Genomic DNA, 21,818 nt, shown 5'->3' on the forward strand with positions numbered 1-21,818 from the left:
CTGGTGAGCAAGATGTGACTAACCGTTGCCATCATCGAGGCAAGATGGTCAAAGAGTGGCCATCGGTTGACGATCTCGGGCAGGGGTTGACATCGTGACCGGATGGTCACCGCCCGTGTCCCCGCCCCAGCGGACGTCGATCAGACCATGACCGACGCTGAATCCTTCCCGCTGCTCATCGCCGTCGCCGCCTCACCCGAACAGCGGGTGCGGCTGGCCGAACTCGTCGACGACGTCGCGCCACTGCTGCTCGTCTCCAGTCTCGACGAACTCCGCAAGCTGTTGGTTCCCGGCCGGACGGCGTTGTCCGCCGGCCGCCCGGAGCCGCCCGAACCCGAGTCCGCGGCCGAGCCCGATCCGCCCGCACCGCCGGACGCCGACGTCCTGACGATCGACCGGGCCCGCTCCGTCGCGCGCTGGCGCGGCCGCGAGGTCCAGCTGACCGAACTCGAGATCGACCTGCTCGCCCGCCTGATGTCCGCCCCAGTCCGCGTCTGGACCTACGACGCCCTCCACCAGGCCGTCTGGGGCACCCGCGAGCTACGCGGCACCGCCGACGTTCACTCAGTCGTCAAACGCCTCCGCCGCAAACTCGACGAACTCGGCACCACCGTCACCATCGACGCCGTCCGCGGCACCGGCTTCCGCCTCACCGACCACCAACGCCCATCCATCACCAGCCTGCGCGCCGGCTGACGCGCAGACTGCGTTCCGGCGCGGTCAGGCCTGGCCGCGGCGGACGGCGAGGATGTGTGCGGGCTCGCCGTTGGGGTCGAGTTTGACGTAGTTCTGCTGGCCCCAGCGCCAGGTGGCGCCGGTGATCTCGTCGTAGACGGTGAAGGTGTCCTCGGGGCGCATCCCGAGGGCGGCCATGTCGAGGTGCACCATCGTCTCGCGGACGGCGTGCGGGTCGGTGTTGACGACGACGATCAGGGTGTCGCTGTGGCCGTCGGCGCCGGTGGTGCGCTTGGAGAAGCAGAGGATCTGCTCGTCGTCGACCTTGTGCAGGCTGAGGTTGCGCAGCTGCTGCAGCGCCGGGTGCCGGCGGCGGACCGTGTTCAGCAAGGTGAGGTACGGCGCCAGCGAACGGCCCTCGGCCTCGGCGGCGGCCCAGTCCCGCGGGCGGAGCTGGAACTTCTCGGTGTCCAGGTACTCCTCCGAGCCCGGCCGCAGCGCGACGTATTCGAACAGCTCGTACCCGGCGTACACGCCCCAGGACGGCGAGGACGTCGCTGCGATCGCGGCGCGGATCTTGAACGCGCCGGGGCCGCCGTACTGCAGGTAGGCGGTCAGGATGTCCGGAGTGTTGACGAAGAAGTTCGGCCGCAGGAAGTGGCCGGTCTCCTTGGTCAGCTCCTCCAGGTACTCCTCCAGCTCCCACTTCTCGTTGCGCCAGGTGAAGTAGGTGTAGGACTGGTGGAAACCGACCTTGGCCAGCTCCTGCATCATCGGCCGCCGGGTGAACGCCTCGGACAGGAAGACGACGTCCGGGTCGGTCTTGCGGATCTCGCCGAGCAGGTACTCCCAGAAGTTGACCGGCTTGGTGTGCGGGTTGTCGACCCGGAACACCGTGACGCCCTTGTCGATCCACAGCTTCACGACCCGCAGCACCTCGGCGTAGATGCCCTCGGGGTCGTTGTCGAAGTTGATCGGGTAGATGTCCTGGTACTTCTTCGGCGGGTTCTCGGCGTACGCGATCGAGCCGTCGGCGCGGACCGAGAACCACTTCGGGTGCTCCTTGACCCACGGGTGGTCCGGCGAGGCCTGCAGGGCCAGGTCGATCGCGACCTCGAGCCCGACCTCGCGGGCGCGGCCGACGAAGTACTCGAAGTCCTCGAAGGTGCCGAGCTCGGGGTGGATCGCGTCGTGGCCGCCGTCCTCGGAGCCGATCGCCCACGGCGAGCCCGGGTCGCCGTCCTTGGGGTCGAGGGTGTTGTTCGGGCCCTTGCGGAAGGACTTGCCGATCGGGTGGATCGGCGGCACGTAGAGGATGTCGAAGCCCATCTTGGCCACGGCCTCGAGCCGCTCGGCGGCCGTCCGCAGCGTGCCCGACTTCCACTCGCCGGTCGCCTCGTCGTACTCGGCGCCCTCGGACCGCGGGAAGAACTCGTACCAGCTGCCGTAGAGCGCGCGGGTCCGGTCCACCCAGACCGGGTAGGTCTCGGACGACGTGATCAGCTCGCGCACCGGGTACCGGCCGAGCGCGGCCCGCACCTGCGGCGAGATCCCGGCGGCGAGCCGGGCCTCCGGCGGCAGCGCGCCGTTGGCCAGCGCCTGCGCGGCGTCGCCGAGCGTCGCCCGATCGGCGCGGACGGCGGGCGGGACGCCGGCGGCCGCGCGGTCGAAGAAGGCGGCGCCCTCGGCGAACATCAGGTCGACGTCGAGGCCGGCCGGGATCTTGATCTCGGCGTTGTGCCGCCAGGTGCCGTACGGGTCGCTCCAGCCCTCGACCGCGAACGTCCACGCGCCCTGCTCCTGCAGGGTGACGTCGACCGACCAGCGGTCGGTGCCGGCCTGGCCGGGCGTCATCAGCATCCGTCTGGTCTGCCCCGACGGCGAGGTCAGGACGACGTTCGCGTTCACCGCGTCATGGCCCTCGCGGAACACCGTCGCGGCGATGGTGAACGTCTCGCCGACCGCGGCCTTGGCCGGATACGCTCCGGCGTCGACGGTCGGAGTGACATCGGTGATCGGGATGCGCCCAGTCATGGCGTGGCAGAACCTTCGCTCTCTAGGGTGATCGTTCGTACGACAACACTGACCGTATCGGTTCCCAGCGTCCACACCGCGCAAGCGTGGGTCACGGTTCGGTCCACGGTCTGGAATCTGAACAACCGGTCACCGGACGGTCCCTGCAAAGTCTTGCTCGTGTTGCAAAAAAGATGCATGCCGGGGGTGTCCTGACCGCTTCGGGCCGGTACGGTGTCCCGGTGCGAGCGATACGACGATTCTCCGTCCGCCCTGTCCTGCCCGAGCCGCTGACCGGTCTCGGCACCCTGGTGAACAACCTCCGCTGGGCCTGGCACCCGGAGACGCAGGACGTCTTCGAGGCCGTGGATCCGCAGCTGTGGCGCAGCACCGGCGGCGATCCGGTCCGCCTGCTCGGCGAGGTTCCGGCGGCCCGGCTCGACGAGCTGGCGAGCGACCCGGCCTTCCTGCGCCGCCTCGAGCTGGCCGTCTCCGACCTGACCGGCTACGTCTCCGACGCGCGCTGGTTCCAGGCCGAGGCCGGCTCGCCGGTGAGCGGCGTGGCCTACTTCTCCCCGGAGTTCGGCATCACGCACGTGCTGCCGCAGTACTCCGGCGGTCTGGGCATCCTGGCCGGCGACCACCTGAAGGCGGCCTCCGACCTCGGCGTCCCGCTGATCGGCGTCGGGCTGCTCTACCGGCACGGCTACTTCGCCCAGTCGCTGAACCGCGAGGGCTGGCAGCAGGAGCGCTACCCGCTCGTCGACCCGGACGGGCTGCCGATCAGCCTGCTCCGCGACGGCGACGTCCCGGCGACCGTGACGCTGACGCTGCCTGGTGAGCGGCAGTTGCGCGCGCAGATCTGGGTCGCCCAGGTCGGCCGGGTGCCGTTGCTGATGCTCGACTCCGACATCGAGGAGAACGAGCCCGCCGAGCGCGAGGTCACCGACCGGCTGTACGGCGGGACGACGGAGCACCGGCTGCTGCAGGAGCTGCTGCTCGGCGTCGGCGGCGTCCGCGCGGTCCGCGAGTTCTGCCGGATCACCGGGCATGCCGCGCCGGAGGTCTTCCACACCAACGAGGGCCACGCCGGTTTCCTCGGCGTCGAGCGGATCCGCGAGCTGGCCGCCGACAAGGGCCTGGACTTCGACACCGCGCTCGAGGTCAACCGCGGCGGCACCGTGTTCACCACGCACACGCCGGTCCCGGCCGGGATCGACCGGTTCCCGGTCGAGCTGATCCAGCAGCACTTCTCGCCGGACGCGTTCGGCGAGGGCGTGCCGATCGACCGGATCCTGGAGCTCGGCGCCGAGGACTTCGAGGGCGGCGACCCGGGCGTCTTCAACATGGCGATCATGGGACTGCGGCTGGCCCAGCGGGCCAACGGCGTCTCGAAACTGCACGGCGTGGTCAGCCGGGGGATGTTCGCCGGCCTGTGGCCGAGTTTCGACTCCGCCGACGTCCCGATCACCTCGATCACCAACGGCGTGCACGCGCCGACCTGGGTGGCCCGCGAGATCAACCAGCTGACGCTCGCGACCACCGACACCGCCGAGGCCGAGGACATCTTCGACGGGCTCGACAAGACCACCGACGCGCAGATCTGGGAGACCAAGCGGATCCTGCGCCAGCGGTTCATCGACGACACCCGCGCCCGGGTCCGCCAGTCCTGGCTGAACCGCGGCGCCAGCGAGGCCGAGCTCGGCTGGGTCGACGAGATCCTCGACCCGGACGTGCTGACGATGGGCTTCGCGCGCCGCGTCCCGTCGTACAAGCGGCTGACGCTGATGCTGCGCGACCCGGCCCGGCTGAAGAAGCTGCTGCTCGACCCGCAGCGGCCGATCCAGATCGTCATCGCCGGGAAGTCGCACCCGCACGACGAGGGCGGCAAGAAGCTGATCCAGGAGATGGTCCGCTTCGCCGACGACCCCGAGGTCCGGCACCGGATCGTCTTCGTCCCGGACTACGACATCGCGCTCGCGCAGCCGATGTACCCGGGCTGCGACGTCTGGCTGAACAACCCGCTGCGGCCGTACGAGGCCTGCGGTACGTCGGGGATGAAGGCCGCGCTGAACGGCGCCCTCAACCTGTCCATCCGCGACGGCTGGTGGGACGAGTGGTACGACGACGAGTTCGGCTGGGCGATCCCGTCGGCCGAGGGGATCGAGGACACCGACCGCCGCGACGACCTCGAGGCGCACGCGCTCTACGACCTGATCGAGAAGCAGGTCGCGCCGCGCTTCTACGACGGTGAGGTGCCGGGCCGCTGGATCGAGATGCTGCGGCACACGATCAAGGAGCTCGGCCCGAAGGTGCTCGCGACCCGGATGGTCCGCGACTACGTCGAGCAGCTCTACGTCCCGGCCGCCAAGTCGTCGCGCGCGCTGAACTCGACGTACGACGGCGCCCGCGAGCTGGCCGCGTGGAAGCAGAAGATCCGCGCCGCCTGGCCGCAGATCCGCGTCGACCACGTCGAGCTCCAGGGCCTCGGCGACGTCCCGCAGCTCGGCACGACGGTCGGCGTCCGCGCCTTCGCCGCGCTCGGCGACCTCGACCCGGCCGACATCTGCGTCGAGGTCCTGCACGGCCGGGTGGACGCCAACGACGAGATCACCGATCCCGTCCACGCGGCGCTCTCCCTGGCCGAGACCTACGAGGGCAACCGGCACCGCTACGAAGGTGAGCTGAAGCTCGACCGCACCGGCCCCTTCGGCTACACGGTCCGCGTCGTCCCGAACCACAAGGCGCTGGCCAGCTCGGCCGAGCTCGGCCTGGCCGCCGGCCCGTCCGACCCGGAAGACCCGAGCACCCCCGACCTCCCCGCGGGCTCAGAGTTCTGAGCCGTTACTGAAGAAACCGGCCCCGCCTGCCTCACCAGGCGGGGTCGTCCTTTTCCGTGGGATCGTACGGCGGTGGAGTTCAGTCTGCTGGGGCCGTTGCGGGTGGTGGTGTCCGGTGCGGAGGTTCGGGTGCCGCCGGGCGGGCAGCGGACGGTGCTGGCGGCTTTGTTGCTGAGGGCCAACTCGGTTGTGCTGGTGGACGAGCTGATCGAGCGGGTGTGGGATGCGGCGCCGCCGGCGAAAGCCAAGGCTGCGCTGCAGGTGCAGGTGGTTCGGCTGCGGAGTGTTCTGGGGACGCCGAGCCCGATCGAGACGGTGCCGGGTGGCTACCGGATTGCGGTCGAGCCGGGTGAGCTGGATGTCGAGCGGTTCGAGTCGCTTGTTCGGGACGCCGATCGGACTGCGGACGCCGGTGTGCGGGCGCGGTGCTTGACTGACGCGCTGGCGTTGTGGCGTGGTCCGGCGCTGGTTGATGTGCCGGGGGAGTCGCTGCAGCGGGATCTGGTGCCGGCGCTGGCCGAGAGCCGGTTGCAGGCGTTGGAACAACGGATAGACGCGGAGCTGAGTCTTGGGCGGCATGCGGCGTTGATTGCCGAGCTGCGGGTGCTGACCGGTGAGCATCCGTTGCGGGAGCGGTTCTGGGCGCAGCTGATGATCGCGCTGTACCGGTCGGAGCAGCAGGCCGAGGCGCTCGAGACTTATCGGACTGTGCGGCGGCTGCTGACGGATGTGCTTGCTGTCGAGCCTGGGCCCGAGTTGCGGCGGCTGGAGCGAGAGGTGCTGGAGGGCGTCGCTGACCTGAGCCAGGCGCCCGTCGTACGTCGGTTGGACAGCTGGGAGCCGCAGTACCAGTTGCCGCGGGAGGCCAGCGGCGTGGTCGGCCGGGAGACCCTGGTCGATGAGCTGGCTGAGCGGCTGTCAGGTGACTCTGTGCCGGTTGTGGCGATCCATGGCGGTGCTGGGGTTGGGAAGTCGACTCTGGCCGTGCGGATCGCGCACCGGGTGCGGGAGTCGTTTCCGGACGGCCAGTGGTTCGTGCGACTCGACGGCGCGCAGCGCGGTGGTCGCGACGCGTCCGACGTCCTGGGGGAGTTGTTACTCGCTTCTGGCGTTGCTGGCACGGCTATACCGCGTGGGGCGTCGGCTCGGGCGGCTGCGTTGCGGGCGCGGCTTGCTGGTCGTCGGGTGTTGCTGGTGCTGGACGACGCGGCCGGTGCGGCACATGTCGAGGATCTGATCCCGGGTACCGAGGGCAGCGCCGTCCTGGTGACGAGTCGGCAGGACCTGCGGGGGCTGGCGGTACGCCATGGTTCGTCCGGGCTGCAGTTGCCTGTGCTGACAGCTGATGCCGGTACGGCGTTGCTGGCCGCGGTGCTCGGTGCGGACCGAGTGGCCGCGGAGGCGACGGCTGTCGCCGAGCTGGTCGAGTTGTGTGCCCGGCTACCGCTGGCGCTCCGGATCGCCGGGGCCAACCTGAGCCTGCACCCGGATCGGTCGATCGCCGGCTACGTAGACGAGTTGCGCGGTGGCGATCGCCTCAGCCGGCTGCAGGTTGCGGGCGATGACGCCGTCCGGGCTGCGTTCGACCTGTCCTACCGTGGGCTCGACCCGGCGGTAGCGCGCACGTTCCGGCTGCTCGGCACAATCCCCGGCCCGGACTTCACTGCAGAGTCCGCAGCCGTCTTGCTGGCGACGACGTACGCCGAAGCCGAGCGCCTGCTGGAGAATCTGGCCGCCACGAGTCTCATCCAGCACTACCGGCCCGGCCGCTACCAGTTCCACGACCTGCTCCGCCTGTACGCCGCCGAGCAGGCTCTGGCGACGGATGGACCAGCGGCTGCTGATGCAGCGGTCCGCGGACTCGTCGAGTACCAGATCGCTCGCGTCGACCGAGCTGCTGGTCTGCTCTATCCCGTCGTCCGGCGGCTCCCGCGGTCGTACGGCGACGTCCCAGCCTTCTCGGATCACGGAGCCGCGCTGGCCTGGCTGGATGCCGAACGTGCCGGTCTGGTCGCGGCCGCCCAGCAGGTGACCGAGCCCGTCGAGCTGACCTGGCACATCGCCGATTCGCTGCGCGGCTACTTCGCTGCCCGCCGCCACAACGACGACTGGGAGCGCCTCGCCCGCGCCGGCCTCGCTGCGGCGGAGGAGGCGGGGACGGTCGACGTACAGGCCGTTCAGCATCTGAGTCTCGGCGTACTGCACAGCTATCGCGCCGAGTTCCAGCTGGCGGAATCGCATTACCAGCAGGCGATCGCGCTCCGCCGCTCGGTCGGGAAGGACCAGGACAACGGGCCGGTCTACAACAACCTGGCCGTGCTTTACACGTCGCAGGCCAGGTACGCCGAAGCGATCGAGGCCTTCCAGTACGGCGGCGCGCTCGACCACGCTTCGGGCGCCGCGGTCAGCCGCGCGACCAAGCTGTCCAACCTGGCCACCGTGATGTTCTACACCGGCGACCTGACCGAGGCTGTTCAGCAGCTCCGCGAATCAGAAGCGGTCCGTGCGGCCACCGGCGCGACAGCGACGCCGCACACGACCTTCACCCTCGGCCAGTGCTTGCACAGACTTGGCGACACCGCCGGTGCGGCTGTCGAGCTGGCTCACTCGCTCCAGCTCGCCCGGGAGATCGGTGAGGACCTGTCGGTCGCCTACGCGTTGTACGGCCTGGCTGAGCTCAGCTGCGACCTCGACGAGCTCGACCAGGCCGCGAAGTACGCCGCCGACGCTCTGACGTTGGCCCGAGCGATTCGCAGCCCAGCCGCGGAGATCGACACCAGCAACGTCTCCGGCGTCGTGCAGCGCCGCCGCGGCGACCACCTGCAGGCAGTAGCGCTCCACTCGCGCGCACTGGAGCTGGCACAACAGACAGGTGAACGCCGCGGCGGAGTGATCGCCCAGATCGGCCTGGCCGCCGCCCTCGCTGACAGCGGCCGGACCGCGGCTGCCGCGGCACACGCGATCAGCGCGGTCGCAGCCGCGCGCCGCTACGGCCTGCGCATCTCTGAAGCCAATGCACTGGCCTTGCTCAGCCGCCTGCAGATCTCTGTCACCACAAGTGCCAAGCAGGCTCGTGAGCTGCACAGAGCTACCGGCTACCAGCCGCCCAGCTGGGAAGCGGCCTGGCTGACCGACGTGTAGGCGCCGTGTAGGCGGCCGCTGCGAACCTCTTCAACGGATGGACACCGTTGAGTCGAAGGGGTTGAGATCATGCAGTCACGCGACTTCTGAGGGAATCGTGTCCCAGCGCTCGGGAGCACCGCTGGGCGACCTCATCTGAACTTTGCCGGCCGGTCCCCACTCCGGGTAACCGGCGGCAAGGGCTCCTACGGCCTCCGGCTGATCGAACGCCATCAGCAGGTTCGCCACCTCGTCGGTGCGCTCGGGAGCACTGGGCGTCAGACCGCGCTCGGTGTGGGCCGGCCAGGCGTCCCAGAGCAGGGTCTCGTCGCCGAACAGGTGCGCGAGCTGCAGGTAGACGTAGTTGTTGACGAACCACGCGCCGCCGAGCGGCGAGCCGGGCTCGACGCCGAACGTGTCCGGGTCACGGCGTCCGGCGCGAGTGTCGAGCCAGACCTCCGCTGCGGACAGGAACGGGCCGACCGGCATGTCCAGCGGGTCGAACCCGTGGTCCGCGGCGAGGTCCAGTTGCGGGTCGGTCATCACCCAGCGGTCGCCGTTCCAGTACTCCGCGACGACGTGGTCGTAGTGGTAGTCCGGACCGAAGTACGCCGCGAAACCGATCCGGCTCCGGGCCGGGATGCCGCGGTGGCGCAGGGCCGAGACGAACACCAGGGTGTAGTCGCGACAGCAACCGACGACGCGGTCGAAAGGCTGACGGGGGACCGCGAGCGGGGTGCCGTTGCGACGCTGGTCGGTCGCGAGGATCGCGGCGACCCAGCGGTGGTCGATCTCGGCGAGCCGGTCGCCGGTGAACTGGATCCCGCCGCCGCGGTAGTGGATGAGCAGATTGCGGACGGCGGCCCCGATCGCGGGGATGTCGTCGGGGAGCGCGTCGAACAGGTGCGCGTAGGCGCCCGGGTCGCTGTACGGCGTCTGCCGCGTGTAGTCCATCAAACTGTCCTCTCGATGACTGGCAGGGCAATGTCGACGGCAGGCGCGTTCCGGGGGAGGAGGTGGCAGTCCGGCCGGTAGACCTCACGCGGCGCGCCGGCTTCGGGGCGGCCGGCCGCTCGGGCCCAGTCGAAGACCAGGTCGTAGGCGTGCAGGATCCGCGGGAACGCGCACTCGTCCATCGTGATCGTGCAGTACGCCTCCGAGTGCGCGGCCTCGACCCGGATCGTGATCTCACCGGACGGGTCGACCAGCCCGGTGAACGGCACGCACATCTCGACAGTGCCTTCACCTTCCGGCGTGATCGGGTCGTGGTAGATCACCCAGGACTCACCGGTCCGCTGCGCGCCGGCAGCCGACAGGTAGGACGCGATCTCGTCGGTCGCCGACACGATCACGCCGACCAGCAGCTGCTGGTCGGTCGTGGTCCGGATCGTGGCCACCTTCGTCGCCGGCACCTCGCGGACGAGTACCGGCCGCGGTGCGAGGTCGGGGACGTCGGTCCGGTTCAACCGGCCGCGCAGGTACTCGAACGTCGCCCGCCGCGCCGCTGTCGTGGCCTCCTCGGCGGTCCACCACCGATCGAGCCGGACGACGGCGTCCGCGTCGGAACAGGCCAGCACCTCACTGATCGTGCTCAGCGGCATGGCGAGCTGTCTGAGCACGCTGATCCGCCGGGCCCGTTCCAGCTGGTCCTCGTCGTAGAAGCGGTAGCCGTTGGCGGGGTCGACGCGGGCGGGCGGTAGCAGCCCGGACACGTCGTACAGCCGCAGAGCCTTCTGGGAAAGCCCTGCTCGCCGCCCGAACTCGCTGATCGTCAACACACGATCATCAAACCCCCTGCCCCAGGGGCAGAGTAAAGCGCTAGCTGCGAATGCCGGTCGGCAGTGCGGCGAGCAGGGCGTCGGCGTGGCGGCGATAGCCGAGGTTGTTGGGGTGGAAATTGTCGGGGGCGAGCATGCCGCGCCACGGGGGCCGGGCGTGCCTGGAGACCTCGGCGACGGGCAGACTGCGCCCGGCTGCCGTCGTACTGATGTGTTGATTGATGCCGGCTACGTAGGGGCTGACTGCGCCGCCGACGCGCCACAGGCGGTCCGGAACGGTGAGGTCCATGACCACTGATGAGGAGGGCAGCCGTTCGATCACTTCGCTGAGGTGGTCGCGGAACCGCTTCGGCGAGGTAGCGAGGATGTCGTTGCTGCCGATGCCGCAGGTGACCAGGGCGGGCCGGACGCCGTCCAGCAGCGGGAGCTGGTCGTCCAGCACGTGTTTGGTCTGTGCACCGGAGCGGGAGAGGTTGAGGACGCGCCAAGGGCTGCCGCCCCGGCGGAGCGCGTTCAGGACCTGACCCACGTAGCCGTGCAGTGGGGAGGACGCACCGAGGCCCTGCGCGGTCGAGTCGCCGAGGACGACCCACAGCGGACCGTCTCCGGCCAGGGCCTGCGTGTTCTGCTTGGTCCAGTAGTCGGCGTACGTGCGCGCCTGGACGTCGACGTACGCGACGCCGTCGAGCCAGCGCTGCACGGCGAGGCGAGAACTGGTCCGCTCGGCCTCGCCCCAGCGCATGATCGCGCGGTGCAGCGCGCCGATCGGCGTCGTCCGTTGACGAAAGAACATTGGTCCCCCCACGGGTGAACAGCAGGTGACCAAAGAAGGTACAAGGCGAAGGTTAACAAGCTAGCCAGATTCCTTCGCCGCCCCAGTCAGAGCGCGCGGAGCAACACCAAACAGCGAGGCGGTAGCGGCACGGTCGCACCGGCCTCCACCTCGGTGACGAAGCTGTTGCTGGTGTCCAGGACGACCTCGTACGCCGGCGCCCACGACGCATCCGGGACGACGACGTTCCGGGCCTCCGGTGTCGCGTTCAGCGCCAGCAGGAAGGAGCTGTCGGTCAGCGCGTTGCCCTCGGCGTCCAGCGCCCGCAGCGCGTCGCCGGCGAGGAACATCCCGATCGTGCGCAGACTGCCGTCGTGCCAGTCGGCATCCGTCATCTCGCCGCCGTGCGGCGCGATCCAGGACAGGTCCTTCCGGCCGCCGGGTACGACGGGCTGCCCGGAGAAGTAGTGCCACTGCCGCAGAGTCGGGTGCGTGGCCCGGAGCGCGATCAGCTTCTTGGTCAGCGCGAGCTGGTCGGCCCACTGGTCGGGCAGAGCCCAGTCGAACCAGGAGATCTCGTTGTCCTGGCAGTAAGCGTTGTTGTTACCGCCCTGCGTGCGCCCGCACTCGTCGCCCATGGTCAGCATCGGTACGCCGGTCGACAGGATCAGCGTCGACATCAGATTGGCCATCTGGCGTTTCCGCAGCGCCACGATGTCGCCGTTGTCGGTCTCGCCCTCGACACCGCAGTTCCAGGACCTGTTGTCGTCAGTCCCGTCTCTGTTGTCCTCGTGGTTCGCCTCATTGTGCTTGTGGTCGTAGCTGACCAGATCGCGCAGAGTGAAGCCGTCGTGCGCGGTGACGAAGTTGATCGACGCATACGGGTAGCGGCCGTCGTCGCCGTACAGATCGCTGGAGCCGGACAGCCGGTAGGCCAGATCCTTCACGCCGTCGGAGGTGTTCCGCCAGACGTCCCGCACGCTGTCACGGAACTTGCCGTTCCACTCCGACCACGGCGTCCCGAAGTTGCCGACCTGATAGCCGAAGTTGCCGATGTCCCACGGCTCGGAGATCAGCTTGACGGTGCTGAGCACCGGATCGGCCGCGACCTCGGACAGAAAGGGGTGATCGACCAAGTCGACCTCGTGACGCTCGTTCCGGACCAGCGTGACGGCCAGGTCGAACCGGAAGCCGTCGACGCCCATCTCCTCGACCCAGTAGCGCAGCGAGTCCATCAGCAGCTGCCGGACCTGCGGATGCGAGGTGTTGACCGAGTTGCCGGTGCCGGTGACGTCGTACATCGTGCCGCCGTGGCCCAGCCGGTAGTACGTGCGGTTGTCGATCCCGCGGAAGCTCAGCGTCGGTCCGTCGAAGCCGCCCTCGGCGGTGTGGTTGTAGACCACATCCAGGATCACTTCGATGCCTGCGGCATGGAACGCCGCCACCATCGCCTTGAACTCGGCCACCTGCTCACCGCGGGAGCCGGCCGACGAGTACGCCGCATGCGGCGCGAAGTACCCGAGGGTGTTGTAGCCCCAGTAGTTCGGCAGGCCGCGCGCAGCGATTGCCGGCTCGGTCAGAAACTGGTGAATCGGTAGCAACTCGACAGACGTGACGCCCAGCTCGGTCAGGTAGTTGATGACCGAGGGGTGCGCCAGACCGGCGTACGTGCCGCGCTGGTGCTCCGGTACATCGGGATGCAGCTTGGTGAAGCCCTTGGTGTGCAGCTCGTAGATGACCGTCTCGCCCCAGTGCACCGGCTTGCAGATCGGCGGTGGCGGCTCGGAGTGGCCGACTACGACGCTGACCGGGACATGGCCGGCGGAGTCCCCGTCCGACGAGTCGTAGATGAGCGGGTTCGCGAAGTCGAGCTCTCCGTCGACTGCGCGCGCGTACGGGTCGAGCAGCAGCTTCGACGGGTTGAAACGCAGCCCGTGCGCCGGGTCGAACGGACCGTGCACGCGGTAGCCGTAGCGCTGCCCAGGACCGACGCCAGGCACGAAGCCGGTCCAGAACTCACCGGTGTGGGCGAGGTCGAGGTTTCGCTGGCTGCCGTCGTCCGCGACCAGCGCCAGCTCGACCCGCTCGGCGGCCGGCGCCCAGAGGGTGAACGTCGTCCCATCGGTCTGGACCACAGCTCCCAGCCGCGGTCCGGACTCAACAGCAGGCCCGGCGGCGGGCAGGGCGGTGGTCGCGTCGGTCACCGGCACATTCTGCACAAGACCTCCGAAACCGGTGGGACGGTGGGGTGCGTCGGCCCCAACTGAACGCGTTGTGTTCGTGAGACGGTCCTTGCGATCGTCTGTGCGCAATGATACGCAAGGATCGTTACTAAGTTACGACAAACTCCCGGACTCATGTGAGGGTCTCAATGGCGGAACAGCTGGCCGATCTGCGGGTCGGTCTGATCGGCGCGGGCAACATCGCGCATGTCCACGTGGCGGCGTGGAAGGCACTCGGCGCGCACATCCTGGTGCACTCGGTCGAGGGCGCCGAGGCGCTGGCCGAGGAGTACGGCCTGGAGGTGGCGGCGTCCGCGGAGGCGCTGTTCGCCGCGGTCGACTTCGTCGACATCGTCACCCCTTCGGCGACGCACAAGGAGCTGACGCTGGCTGCCATCGCAGCCGGCAAGAACGTGATGTGTGAGAAGCCGCTGACACTGACGGCGGCCGACTCGCACGAGGTGATGGCGGCCGCCGAGGCAGCCGGAGTGAAGGTCTACCCGGCGCATGTCGTCCGCTACTTCCCCGAGTACAAGGCGGCGTACGACGCCCTCCAGGAGGGGCGGATCGGCGACATCGCCGTGGCGCGCTTCTTCCGGCAGGCTTCGTCACCGGCCGGTTCGGAGTGGTACCGCGATGTCGCGCGTTCCGGCGGCGTCATCATGGACCTGATGGTCCACGACCTCGACCAGGCCCGTTGGCTGTGTGGCGAGGTCACCAGCGTCTACGCGGTGCAGAGTCCGCCGAGTGTCGACGGCATCAGCCCGGTGAACGTCTCTGCGCACGTCACCCTGACGCACGAGTCCGGTGCGATCTCGCTGTGCCGCGCGACCTGGGGTGTGCCCGGGACGCCGTTCCGCACCGGGTACCAGATCGCCGGTGCCAGCGGCGTCCTCAAACACACATCGGACGGTGACACCGGCTTCGTCGAGGAGCTGCAGGACGCCGCCTCCGACGTCGACCTGCTCATCCCGGAGTCGGCGCTGGGGGAGAGCCCCTACCTGACGCAGGCGCGGGAGCTCGCCATCGGACTGCGTGGCGGCGCTGGGCCGCGCGTCGTCGGTGCGGACGGCGCTGCGGCCGTTTACCTCGCCGAAGCGGCGCGGGCGTCCATGGAGACCGGCAAGACCATCGACATGAAGACCTTCACCTCGTCGGGAGCTGTGGCATGACGCTCAAGGTTGCGATCGCTTCGTTCGCACACACCCACGCCGCCTCGTACGCATGGCTGCTGGCCGACATGCCGGACGTCGAGGTCCTCTCTGCCGACCCGGACGGCGCTGCTGCGCCGGACGCCGGTCCGCGCGGTGCTGCCTTCGCTGCGGAGGTCGGCGTCCCGTACGTCGACTCGTACGACGAGCTGTTCGCCTGGGGGCCGGATGCGGTCGTCGTGACCTCCGAAAACGCCGGTCACCGCGAGCTGGTCGAGCGGGCGGCCGCTGCGGGCGCACACGTCCTGTGCGAGAAGCCGCTGGCGACTGAGGTAGCTGACGGAGAGGCGATGCTTGCTGCGTGCGCAGCGGCTGGGTCGATCCTGATGATCGCCTATCCGGTGCGCTTTGCGCCGTCGTACCTGCGGTTGCGGGCCATGGTCGAGGCTGGTCGCCTGGGCGAGGTGTTCGCCGTACTGGGGACCAACAACGGCAAGATCCCGTACGACTCGCGCCAGTGGTTCACCGACGCGACTCTGGCCGGGGGCGGTGCGCTGGTCGACCACACCGTGCACTGCGCCGATCTGATCGACGGCCTCACCGGTGGCGCCTCGGCGTCCCGGGTGTACGCCGCCTCGAACCGCGTGCTGCATCAAGACAAGGGTGTTGAGGTCGAAACCGGCGGTCTGGTCACCATCACCTACGACAACGGGCTGCTGGCAACCATCGACTGTTCCTGGTCCGTCCCGGACAACGGCCCGACCTGGGGTGGCGTCTCGCTCCAAGTCACCGGTACGAATGGATCGGTCGAGATCGAGCCGTTCCTCCCGCATGTGGGCGGCACGGACCCCAACGGTGAAGTTTTCCTCGGTATCGGCACCAACCTGGACGAGTCGCTGCTGGACACGTTCCTGGACGCCGTCCGCACCGCTGGCCCGCCGGTCGCCGGTCAGAAGCCCGCTGTGGTGCCGCAGCCGGACGGCGACGTCGGTCTGCGCACACTGCAGATCGTGGACGCCGCCCGCCGCTCTGCCCGCTCCGGTCAGCCAGTAGACCTGTAGTACGGTTCCGGGGGATGTGACCGGCGGGTAGTGAAGGAGCGACGTATGGGTGAGTTCGTCAACCTGACCGTGAGTGACGGGGTTGGGACGATCCGGCTGGATCGGCCGAAGATGAACGCGCTGAACGTCCAGGTCCAGGAGGAGATCCGGGCCGCCGCTCTGGAGGCCGCAGCGAACGACGACGTCCGCGCAGTGGTCGTGTACGGCGGTGAGAAGGTCTTCGCCGCCGGTGCGGACATCAAGGAGATGGCCGACATGTCGTACGCCGACATGGTCAAACGCTCCGGTCCGCTGCAGTCGTCACTGGCCGCCGTCGCCGCGATCCCCAAGCCGACAGTCGCCGCCGTCACCGGGTACGCACTCGGTGGCGGCTGCGAGCTGGCCCTGTGCGCGGACTACCGGATCGCCGCCGACGACGCCAAGCTCGGCCAGCCGGAGATCCTGCTCGGCATCATCCCCGGCGCGGGCGGCACGCAGCGCCTGTCCCGCCTGGTCGGCCCGTCCAAGGCCAAGGACCTGATCTACACCGGCCGTTTCGTCGACGCCGCCGAGGCGCTGCAGATCGGCCTGGTCGACAAGGTCGTCCCAGCCGCCGAGGTGTACACCGCCGCCGTCGCCTGGGCCGCGCAGTTCGCGAACGGCGCCGCCCTCGCGCTGCGGGCCGCGAAGGAGTCGATCGACGCCGGTCTCGGCGTCGATCTGGCCACCGGCCTGGAGATCGAGCGCCAGCAGTTCGCCGCGCTGTTCGCCACCGAGGACCGTAGTACCGGAATGAAGTCTTTCGTCGAGAACGGCCCCGGTAAGGCCGCTTTTAAAGGACAGTGACATGACCACCTCAGCCGAGAAGCCCGCCGCCACCGCCGAGCAGGTCGAGGCCGCCTGGAACGACAACAAACTCGCCCAGGTCCTCTACCACGACTGGGAAGCCGCGACCTACGACGAGAAGTGGTCGATCTCGTACGACGAGCGCTGCGTCGCCTACGCGCGGGACCGGTTCACCGATATCGCCGGCGACCAGGGCTGGCCGTACGGCAAGTCACTCGAGATCGGCGCCGGCACCGGCTTCTTCACGCTCAACCTCAAACTGGCCGGCGTGCTGGACGAGGCGCACGTGACCGACCTGTCCCCGGGCATGGTCGAAGCCGCGAAGAAGAACGCCAAGACGCTCGGCTTCGCGATCGAGGGCCGCGTCGCCGACGCCGAGAAGCTCCCGTACGACGACGACACCTTCGACGTCGTCATCGGGCACGCCGTCATCCACCACATCCCGGATGTCGAGCTCGCGTTCCGCGAGATGCTCCGGGTGCTCAAGCCCGGCGGCCGCTTCGTCATCTGCGGCGAGCCGACCCGGTACGGCGACTTCATCGCGCGCCGCCTGTCCCGGCTGACCTGGTGGGCGACTACCAACGTCACGAAGCTGCCCGCGCTGGCGGACTGGCGCCGTCCGCAGGCCGAGCTCGACGAGTCGTCCCGCGCGGCCGCGCTCGAAGCCGTCGTCGACCTGCACACCTTCGACCCGGACACCCTGGCCCGGATGGCGACGCGGGCCGGCGCCGCCGACGTGAAGACGGTGACCGAGGAGCTGACCGCTGCTTGGCTCGGCTGGCCGATCCGTACGTTCGAGGCCGCCGTACCGGAGCAGAAACTCGGGTTCGGCTGGCGGATGTTCGCGTACAAGTCGTGGCTGCAGCTGTCCAAGGTGGACAAGGTTCTCTCGAATGTCGTGCCCGACGAGCTGTACTACAACGTCTCGATCACTGGAGTAGCGCAGTAAGGTAAGTAGATGCGGTTGCTGTCGGTGGCGAATCTGCGCTGGGTGGTGCGCCACCGGGCGTGGACGCCGTACTACCTGAAGCGGTACTGGCGGTTCGCCTGGTTCAAGTTCCGGCACCCGCAGGTCGTCACCGAGGGTTTCGTCTTCCTGGGCAAGAATCTGGAGATCGTCGCCCGGCGCGGCCACGGCCGGATCGTGCTCGGCAAATGGGTGCATCTGGGTGACGAGACGCGGCTGCGCGCGCACGAGGGCACGCTGCGGATCGGCGACAAGGTCGTGTTCGCCCGCGACGTCACGGTGAACTGCTACCTGGACGTCGAGATCGGCGCCTCCACCCTGATCGCGGACTGGACCTACATCTGCGACTTCGACCACAAGACCGACGATCTCGGGCTGCCGATCAAGGACCAGGGCCTGGTGAAGTCGCCGGTCCGGATCGGCCCGGACTGCTGGCTGGCCACGAAAGTCACCGTCACCCGCGGAACCGATATCGGTCGCGGCGTGGTGATCGGCGCCAACAGCGTTGCCCGTGGCAACATTCCTGCGTACGCCGTCGCGGCCGGGGTTCCGGCCGTCGTCGTCGCCGATCGCACCACCCGGTACGCCGCCGACGCGCCTCGCCGGGCCTACCTGGCCGGGCTCGCGGAGGAGAACGCGGCCGCCGCCGCGCAGTTGCGCGCGACGGCCGGATCCGTGCCGGCAGCACCTGTTCCAGTACTGCCCGCGACACCTCCGGTCACCGTGACACCGACTGCCGGCGATGACGAAGAAGTGGTCGAGGGGTTCTCAAGTTACTCACCAGTCGGGCACTATGTCCCGCACGACCGGATGGCCGTCGGAGAGGAGACGCAGCGTGGCTGAGCACGCGAGGTCCGACGGATCCGAGGCCCGCCGGTCGGTTGAAACGCCCGCCGATGGGCAATCGGTAGGTGAGGACATGCGCGCAGTGGACGGCACGACAGCGGCACCGGCCCCGATCGCGGGCGCCCGGCGCAGGCTGTCGCCGCGTCCGGTCCCGGTCAGCCGCCGGAGGAAAGTGGCTGCCCCGGTTCCGGGCGTGGAGGACGAACCGACCCCGGCTGAGGAGATGGGCGACGTGGGCAAGGACGACAAGGCAACGGGGGCCGAGGCGGCCCCGCCGGACGACGTGAACAGCGGCGCGACCGCGACCAAGACGGCCCGGCCGAAGACCGCGGCCGAGATCGTCGCCGAGCAGAAGGCGCGGGAGCAGGCAGCCGCGTCCGCCGTACCGGACAAGCAGCCCGACGAGACGGCCGTGACGAAGCCGGTCAGCCGGGTGTCTGCGGCGGCCAGTGCGCCGACGCAGCCTGCCAAGCCGGCTGGTGCGAAACCGGCGTCCGGTGTGGCGAGCAAGGCCGCGGCCGGTAAGCAGGCGTTGGGAGCGGCGGGGGCGGGGGTCCGCAAGCTGCGCAACCTGCTGGCGTCGCTGATCTGGCTGGTCGCGGTGCTCGCGGCCGCGCTGCTGGCGCTGGGCGCGCTGTTCACGGCGCTCGACCAGACCAACCAGAGCAACGAGATCGTCCGCTGGGTGCTCGAGCGCGGACATGATCTGGTCGGCCCGTTCCGGGACCTGTTCCGGCTGGAGACCGCGAAGAACACCCTGCTGGTGAACTGGGGGATCGCGGCGCTGGTCTACCTGATCGCCGGCAAGATCATCGAGAAGTTCGTCCGTCCCTAACCCGGGACCTTCGCGACCAGGATCAGGTCGAGCGACTCGTCGAGGTCGCCCGGCCTGATCTCGAAGTCGTCCCAGCGCGTCCCGGTCACCAGCTCGCGCAACTCCGCGGGCCACTGGTCGTACTCGGTCGCCAGCTGCGCGTCCACACACGACCCGTTGGCCGCCTCCCAGGCCCGCAACCGCTCCCCGTGATGCAGCCCCAGCGCGTGCGTCACCTCGAACTCGGCCTCGACCAGCTCCACGAACTCCGCGGCCGTCAGCTCCCGCGTGTGGTACCAGTTCCCACTCGGGAACGTCAGCCGATTCGGCGTACTCAACACCGCCGTCCCACCCGGCCGCAGCACCCGCGCGCACTCCCGCACGAACCGCGGCTGCTCCCACAAGTGCTCCACCGTCTGCATCGACGTCAGCAACCCGAAGCTGTCATCGGCAACCCCCATCTGCACCAGGTTCCCCCGCACCACATTCACCTGTGGATAAGCCCGGCGCACATGCCCCAAAGTCGTATCTTCATAGTCGAGCCCAACCACCGCCCCGCCACCCGCGGCCCGCAACATCTCCGCCCCATACCCCTCACCACACCCAGCCTCCAACACCCGCCCCGCCACCCCCGGCACCACCGCCCCCACCACCCACCGATAAGCCGCCTCATGCCGAGCAAACCAGTAATTCTCATGCCAGATCCCCGGCGCAGTCCGCTCCCCAGTAAGCATCAAAGGCTCAATCACCCCGCCACCTAACCACAACCGGCGAGTAGAACACGGCGGTGTCCGGGTCCGCCCGGCCCGGACACCGCCGTTGGTACAGGAGGAACTAGTGCTTCTTGTGTTTGCCGGCGGGGTCGTCGGGGAGACCTTCGACCTCGACCTGCTCCTTGCGGACGGTATCGGTGATGTTCTCCTCGCCGCGCACGGTTTCGGTCTCGAGGCCGACGCGTTCGACGGCGACGGTCTCCTTGCCGACGACCGGGCGCTCCTCGTGGAGCACGACCTCGCGCTCCTCCTCGCCGATCTGCGCCGTCCCGCGGTCGCCGTCTCCCACCGGCTCCCGCACCACGCGGACCTCCTCGTGGCTGACCGGCACGGTGACCTGCTGCTCCTCGGTGACGACGTACTTGCGCAGGCTGACCCGGCCCGACTCGACCGTCTCGGTCCCCGCGCGCAACTGCTCCTCCGACCGGATCATCGACCCGTCGCCGGCTGTCCTACCGGCGTCGTCCGTCCCGGCCTGCGCCATCCTGTCCTGCGCCGTCCTGTCCTGCGCCATCCCGTCCCGAGCCGTCCCGTCGCGCCCGGTCGTGCCGCCGTGCGGCAGCTGGACGCCGTAGTACCGGTAGAGCTCCGACGCCTCGCCCTCCGACAGGTGCCCGCCGGCGTCGATCCGCGGCGCGTCCTTGATCTTCGACTTGGTCGGCGCCAGGTGCAGCCCGTCCTGCTCGACATGCGCGCCGTCCAGCGGGACGAACGTGTGCTTACTGCCGAACAACCCGGTGTTCACCGTCACCCATTCCGGGCGGCCGGTGCTGTCGGAGGCGTAGAGATTACCGACCGACCCGACCTTGTCCCCGGCCGCGTCGTACGCCGTCCCGCCGACGACGTTCTCGATTCCCTGCATGGTCATCGTCATCAACCCCGTGTGTGTTGTTTGCGCCTAGCAACTAACGATCCGACCGGTGCCCGACGTCGCGGAGAGCAAACACCCGATCACCGAAGGCGACGCCGATTCGTTCGGATACCGGTCGTCCGGCCCGGCCCGGATGTGTCCGACGCCTCGGTCCCGGTGCGCAGACCGCGCCCTGGCCGACCCGATAGCCTGAGGTCCGCCCCCAGGTGTGATGGGACTCGCACGGGAGTTATGTTTCTCGCGAGTAACATCCGTGGCACGCTTGGAGAGACCGTTAACCAGAAGGGGTCCTACACGCTATGAAGATCGTCGTCTGCGCGAAGTTCGTGCCGGATGCCACGGCGGATCGCCGTTTCCGCTCCGAGGACAACACGGTGGATCGCGCCGGTGTGGACGGCCTGCTGTCCGAACTGGACGAGTACGCCGTCGAGACCGCGCTGACCGTCAAAGAGGCAGGCGATGCCGAGGTCACCATCCTCACCGTCGGCCCGGAGCAGGCCGCCGACGCGGTGAAGAAGGGGCTGCAGATGGGCGCCGACGCCGGCGTCCACGTGCTCGACGACGCGATCCACGGGTCGGACGCGGTCGCCACCTCGCTGGTGCTGTCGAAGGCGCTGGCCAAACTCGAGGCCGATCTGGTCGTCTTCGGGATGGGCTCGACCGACGGCTCGATGGGCGTCGTCCCGGCGATGGTGTCCGAGCGGCTCGGCCTGCCGGCCGTCACGCTCGGCTCCGAGGTCACCGTCGACGGCTCCACCGTCCGGATCCGCCGCGACGGCGACACCGCGAGTGACACCGTCGAGGGCACGCTGCCGCTGGTGCTGAGCGTCTCCGACCAGGCCAACGAGCCGCGCTACCCCTCGTTCAAGGGGATCATGGCCGCGAAGAAGAAGCCGGTCGAGACCTGGACGCTGGCCGACCTCGAGGTGTCGCCCGACCAGGTCGGCGGCGCGTCGTCGTGGACCGAGGTGGTCGAGGTGACCGCCCGCCCGGCGCGTACGGCCGGCACCATCGTGACCGACGAGGACGGCAGCGGCGCTGCCCAGCTCGTCGAGTTCCTGTCCACCAACAAGTTCCTCTGAGGGGCGAG

General features: G+C 69.2%; 17 protein-coding genes. 10 read left to right on the forward strand and 7 right to left on the reverse strand.

Annotation, left to right across the window (positions count from 1 at the left end; genetic code table 11):
* Positions 1-147 precede the first annotated feature (147 nt).
* Complete coding sequence (locus ACZ6ZD_RS34390) at positions 148-696, forward strand: winged helix-turn-helix domain-containing protein (RefSeq protein WP_465678516.1); 549 nt, start codon at positions 148-150, stop codon at positions 694-696.
* 24 nt (positions 697-720) lie between these two features.
* On the opposite strand, the gene ACZ6ZD_RS34395 is transcribed toward ACZ6ZD_RS34390, so the two are convergent.
* The gene (locus ACZ6ZD_RS34395; protein ID WP_465678518.1) at positions 721-2,709 is read right to left on the reverse strand and encodes a maltotransferase domain-containing protein; all 1,989 of its coding nucleotides are present in this window, start codon (positions 2,707-2,709) and stop codon (positions 721-723) included.
* 221 nt (positions 2,710-2,930) lie between these two features.
* Here ACZ6ZD_RS34395 and glgP point away from each other — a divergent pair, with 221 nt between their 5' ends.
* Both glgP and ACZ6ZD_RS34405 read left to right on the forward strand, forming a co-directional pair.
* Complete coding sequence (glgP, locus tag ACZ6ZD_RS34400; protein ID WP_465678519.1) at positions 2,931-5,528, forward strand: alpha-glucan family phosphorylase; 2,598 nt, start codon at positions 2,931-2,933, stop codon at positions 5,526-5,528.
* 72 nt (positions 5,529-5,600) lie between these two features.
* Positions 5,601-8,669: an AfsR/SARP family transcriptional regulator gene (locus tag ACZ6ZD_RS34405; protein WP_465678521.1), complete on the forward strand. Its 3,069-nt coding sequence runs from the start codon at positions 5,601-5,603 to the stop codon at positions 8,667-8,669.
* 75 nt (positions 8,670-8,744) lie between these two features.
* Here ACZ6ZD_RS34405 and ACZ6ZD_RS34410 read toward each other — a convergent pair whose 3' ends face one another.
* The 4 genes from ACZ6ZD_RS34410 to glgX form a co-directional block, all read right to left on the reverse strand.
* Positions 8,745-9,602: a transglutaminase-like domain-containing protein gene (locus tag ACZ6ZD_RS34410; RefSeq protein ID WP_465678523.1), complete on the reverse strand. Its 858-nt coding sequence runs from the start codon at positions 9,600-9,602 to the stop codon at positions 8,745-8,747.
* On the reverse strand, positions 9,602-10,426 hold the full coding sequence (locus tag ACZ6ZD_RS34415; RefSeq protein WP_465678525.1) for a MerR family transcriptional regulator: 825 nt from the start codon (positions 10,424-10,426) through the stop codon (positions 9,602-9,604). The genes ACZ6ZD_RS34410 and ACZ6ZD_RS34415 overlap by 1 nt, the downstream gene beginning before the upstream one ends.
* 40 nt (positions 10,427-10,466) lie before the next feature.
* Positions 10,467-11,219, reverse strand: coding sequence for an SGNH/GDSL hydrolase family protein (locus ACZ6ZD_RS34420; protein ID WP_465678527.1), 753 nt, complete (start codon positions 11,217-11,219; stop codon positions 10,467-10,469).
* An 86-nt stretch (positions 11,220-11,305) separates the two neighbouring features.
* Complete coding sequence (gene glgX, locus ACZ6ZD_RS34425) at positions 11,306-13,402, reverse strand: glycogen debranching protein GlgX (RefSeq protein WP_465678529.1); 2,097 nt, start codon at positions 13,400-13,402, stop codon at positions 11,306-11,308.
* A gap of 167 nt (positions 13,403-13,569) precedes the next feature.
* Between glgX and ACZ6ZD_RS34430 the strand changes: the two genes are divergently transcribed.
* The 6 genes from ACZ6ZD_RS34430 to ACZ6ZD_RS34455 all read left to right on the forward strand — a co-directional run bounded on the left by ACZ6ZD_RS34430 (position 13,570) and on the right by ACZ6ZD_RS34455 (position 19,105).
* Positions 13,570-14,592, forward strand: coding sequence for a Gfo/Idh/MocA family protein (locus ACZ6ZD_RS34430; protein WP_465678531.1), 1,023 nt, complete (start codon positions 13,570-13,572; stop codon positions 14,590-14,592).
* A complete protein-coding gene (locus ACZ6ZD_RS34435; protein ID WP_465678533.1) occupies positions 14,589-15,632 on the forward strand; it encodes a Gfo/Idh/MocA family protein in 1,044 nt (347 codons plus the stop codon). Before ACZ6ZD_RS34430 ends, ACZ6ZD_RS34435 begins: the two co-directional genes overlap by 4 nt.
* A gap of 45 nt (positions 15,633-15,677) precedes the next feature.
* Positions 15,678-16,457 (forward strand): enoyl-CoA hydratase/isomerase family protein, encoded by a 780-nt coding sequence (locus ACZ6ZD_RS34440; protein ID WP_465678534.1) that lies wholly within the window; start codon positions 15,678-15,680, stop codon positions 16,455-16,457.
* Between the two features lies 1 nt (position 16,458).
* Positions 16,459-17,406, forward strand: a complete 948-nt coding sequence (locus tag ACZ6ZD_RS34445; protein WP_465678535.1) for a class I SAM-dependent methyltransferase — start codon at positions 16,459-16,461, stop codon at positions 17,404-17,406.
* A 9-nt stretch (positions 17,407-17,415) separates the two neighbouring features.
* The gene (locus ACZ6ZD_RS34450) at positions 17,416-18,267 is read left to right on the forward strand and encodes an acyltransferase (RefSeq protein ID WP_465678537.1); all 852 of its coding nucleotides are present in this window, start codon (positions 17,416-17,418) and stop codon (positions 18,265-18,267) included.
* 196 nt (positions 18,268-18,463) lie between these two features.
* A complete protein-coding gene (locus ACZ6ZD_RS34455) occupies positions 18,464-19,105 on the forward strand; it encodes a hypothetical protein (RefSeq protein ID WP_465678538.1) in 642 nt (213 codons plus the stop codon).
* Here the strand turns inward: ACZ6ZD_RS34455 and ACZ6ZD_RS34460 are convergent.
* Complete coding sequence (locus ACZ6ZD_RS34460; RefSeq protein WP_465678858.1) at positions 19,102-19,818, reverse strand: class I SAM-dependent methyltransferase; 717 nt, start codon at positions 19,816-19,818, stop codon at positions 19,102-19,104. The genes ACZ6ZD_RS34455 and ACZ6ZD_RS34460 overlap by 4 nt on opposite strands.
* A gap of 100 nt (positions 19,819-19,918) precedes the next feature.
* Positions 19,919-20,725: a DUF2382 domain-containing protein gene (locus ACZ6ZD_RS34465; RefSeq protein ID WP_465678539.1), complete on the reverse strand. Its 807-nt coding sequence runs from the start codon at positions 20,723-20,725 to the stop codon at positions 19,919-19,921.
* A 302-nt stretch (positions 20,726-21,027) separates the two neighbouring features.
* On the opposite strand from ACZ6ZD_RS34465, the gene ACZ6ZD_RS34470 reads away from it, so the two are divergent.
* On the forward strand, positions 21,028-21,810 hold the full coding sequence (locus tag ACZ6ZD_RS34470) for an electron transfer flavoprotein subunit beta/FixA family protein (protein WP_465678541.1): 783 nt from the start codon (positions 21,028-21,030) through the stop codon (positions 21,808-21,810).
* Positions 21,811-21,818 lie beyond the last annotated feature (8 nt).

The sequence above is a fragment of the Kribbella sp. NPDC104218 genome, from assembly GCF_055584105.1.

What these genes read in the sequence shown, in the direction of transcription:
- ACZ6ZD_RS34435 (WP_465678533.1), top strand. Translation starts at nt 14,589, where the DNA reads ATGACGCTCAAGGTTGCGATCGCTTCGTTCGCACACACCCACGCCGCC.
- ACZ6ZD_RS34465 (WP_465678539.1), bottom strand. Translation starts at nt 20,725, where the DNA reads ATGACCATGCAGGGAATCGAGAACGTCGTCGGCGGGACGGCGTACGAC.
- ACZ6ZD_RS34460 (WP_465678858.1), bottom strand. Translation starts at nt 19,818, where the DNA reads ATGCTTACTGGGGAGCGGACTGCGCCGGGGATCTGGCATGAGAATTAC.
- ACZ6ZD_RS34410 (WP_465678523.1), bottom strand. Translation starts at nt 9,602, where the DNA reads ATGGACTACACGCGGCAGACGCCGTACAGCGACCCGGGCGCCTACGCG.
- ACZ6ZD_RS34470 (WP_465678541.1), top strand. Translation starts at nt 21,028, where the DNA reads ATGAAGATCGTCGTCTGCGCGAAGTTCGTGCCGGATGCCACGGCGGAT.
- ACZ6ZD_RS34395 (WP_465678518.1), bottom strand. Translation starts at nt 2,709, where the DNA reads ATGACTGGGCGCATCCCGATCACCGATGTCACTCCGACCGTCGACGCC.
- ACZ6ZD_RS34390 (WP_465678516.1), top strand. Translation starts at nt 148, where the DNA reads ATGACCGACGCTGAATCCTTCCCGCTGCTCATCGCCGTCGCCGCCTCA.
- ACZ6ZD_RS34445 (WP_465678535.1), top strand. Translation starts at nt 16,459, where the DNA reads ATGACCACCTCAGCCGAGAAGCCCGCCGCCACCGCCGAGCAGGTCGAG.
- ACZ6ZD_RS34440 (WP_465678534.1), top strand. Translation starts at nt 15,678, where the DNA reads ATGGGTGAGTTCGTCAACCTGACCGTGAGTGACGGGGTTGGGACGATC.
- ACZ6ZD_RS34430 (WP_465678531.1), top strand. Translation starts at nt 13,570, where the DNA reads ATGGCGGAACAGCTGGCCGATCTGCGGGTCGGTCTGATCGGCGCGGGC.
- ACZ6ZD_RS34420 (WP_465678527.1), bottom strand. Translation starts at nt 11,219, where the DNA reads ATGTTCTTTCGTCAACGGACGACGCCGATCGGCGCGCTGCACCGCGCG.
- ACZ6ZD_RS34450 (WP_465678537.1), top strand. Translation starts at nt 17,416, where the DNA reads ATGCGGTTGCTGTCGGTGGCGAATCTGCGCTGGGTGGTGCGCCACCGG.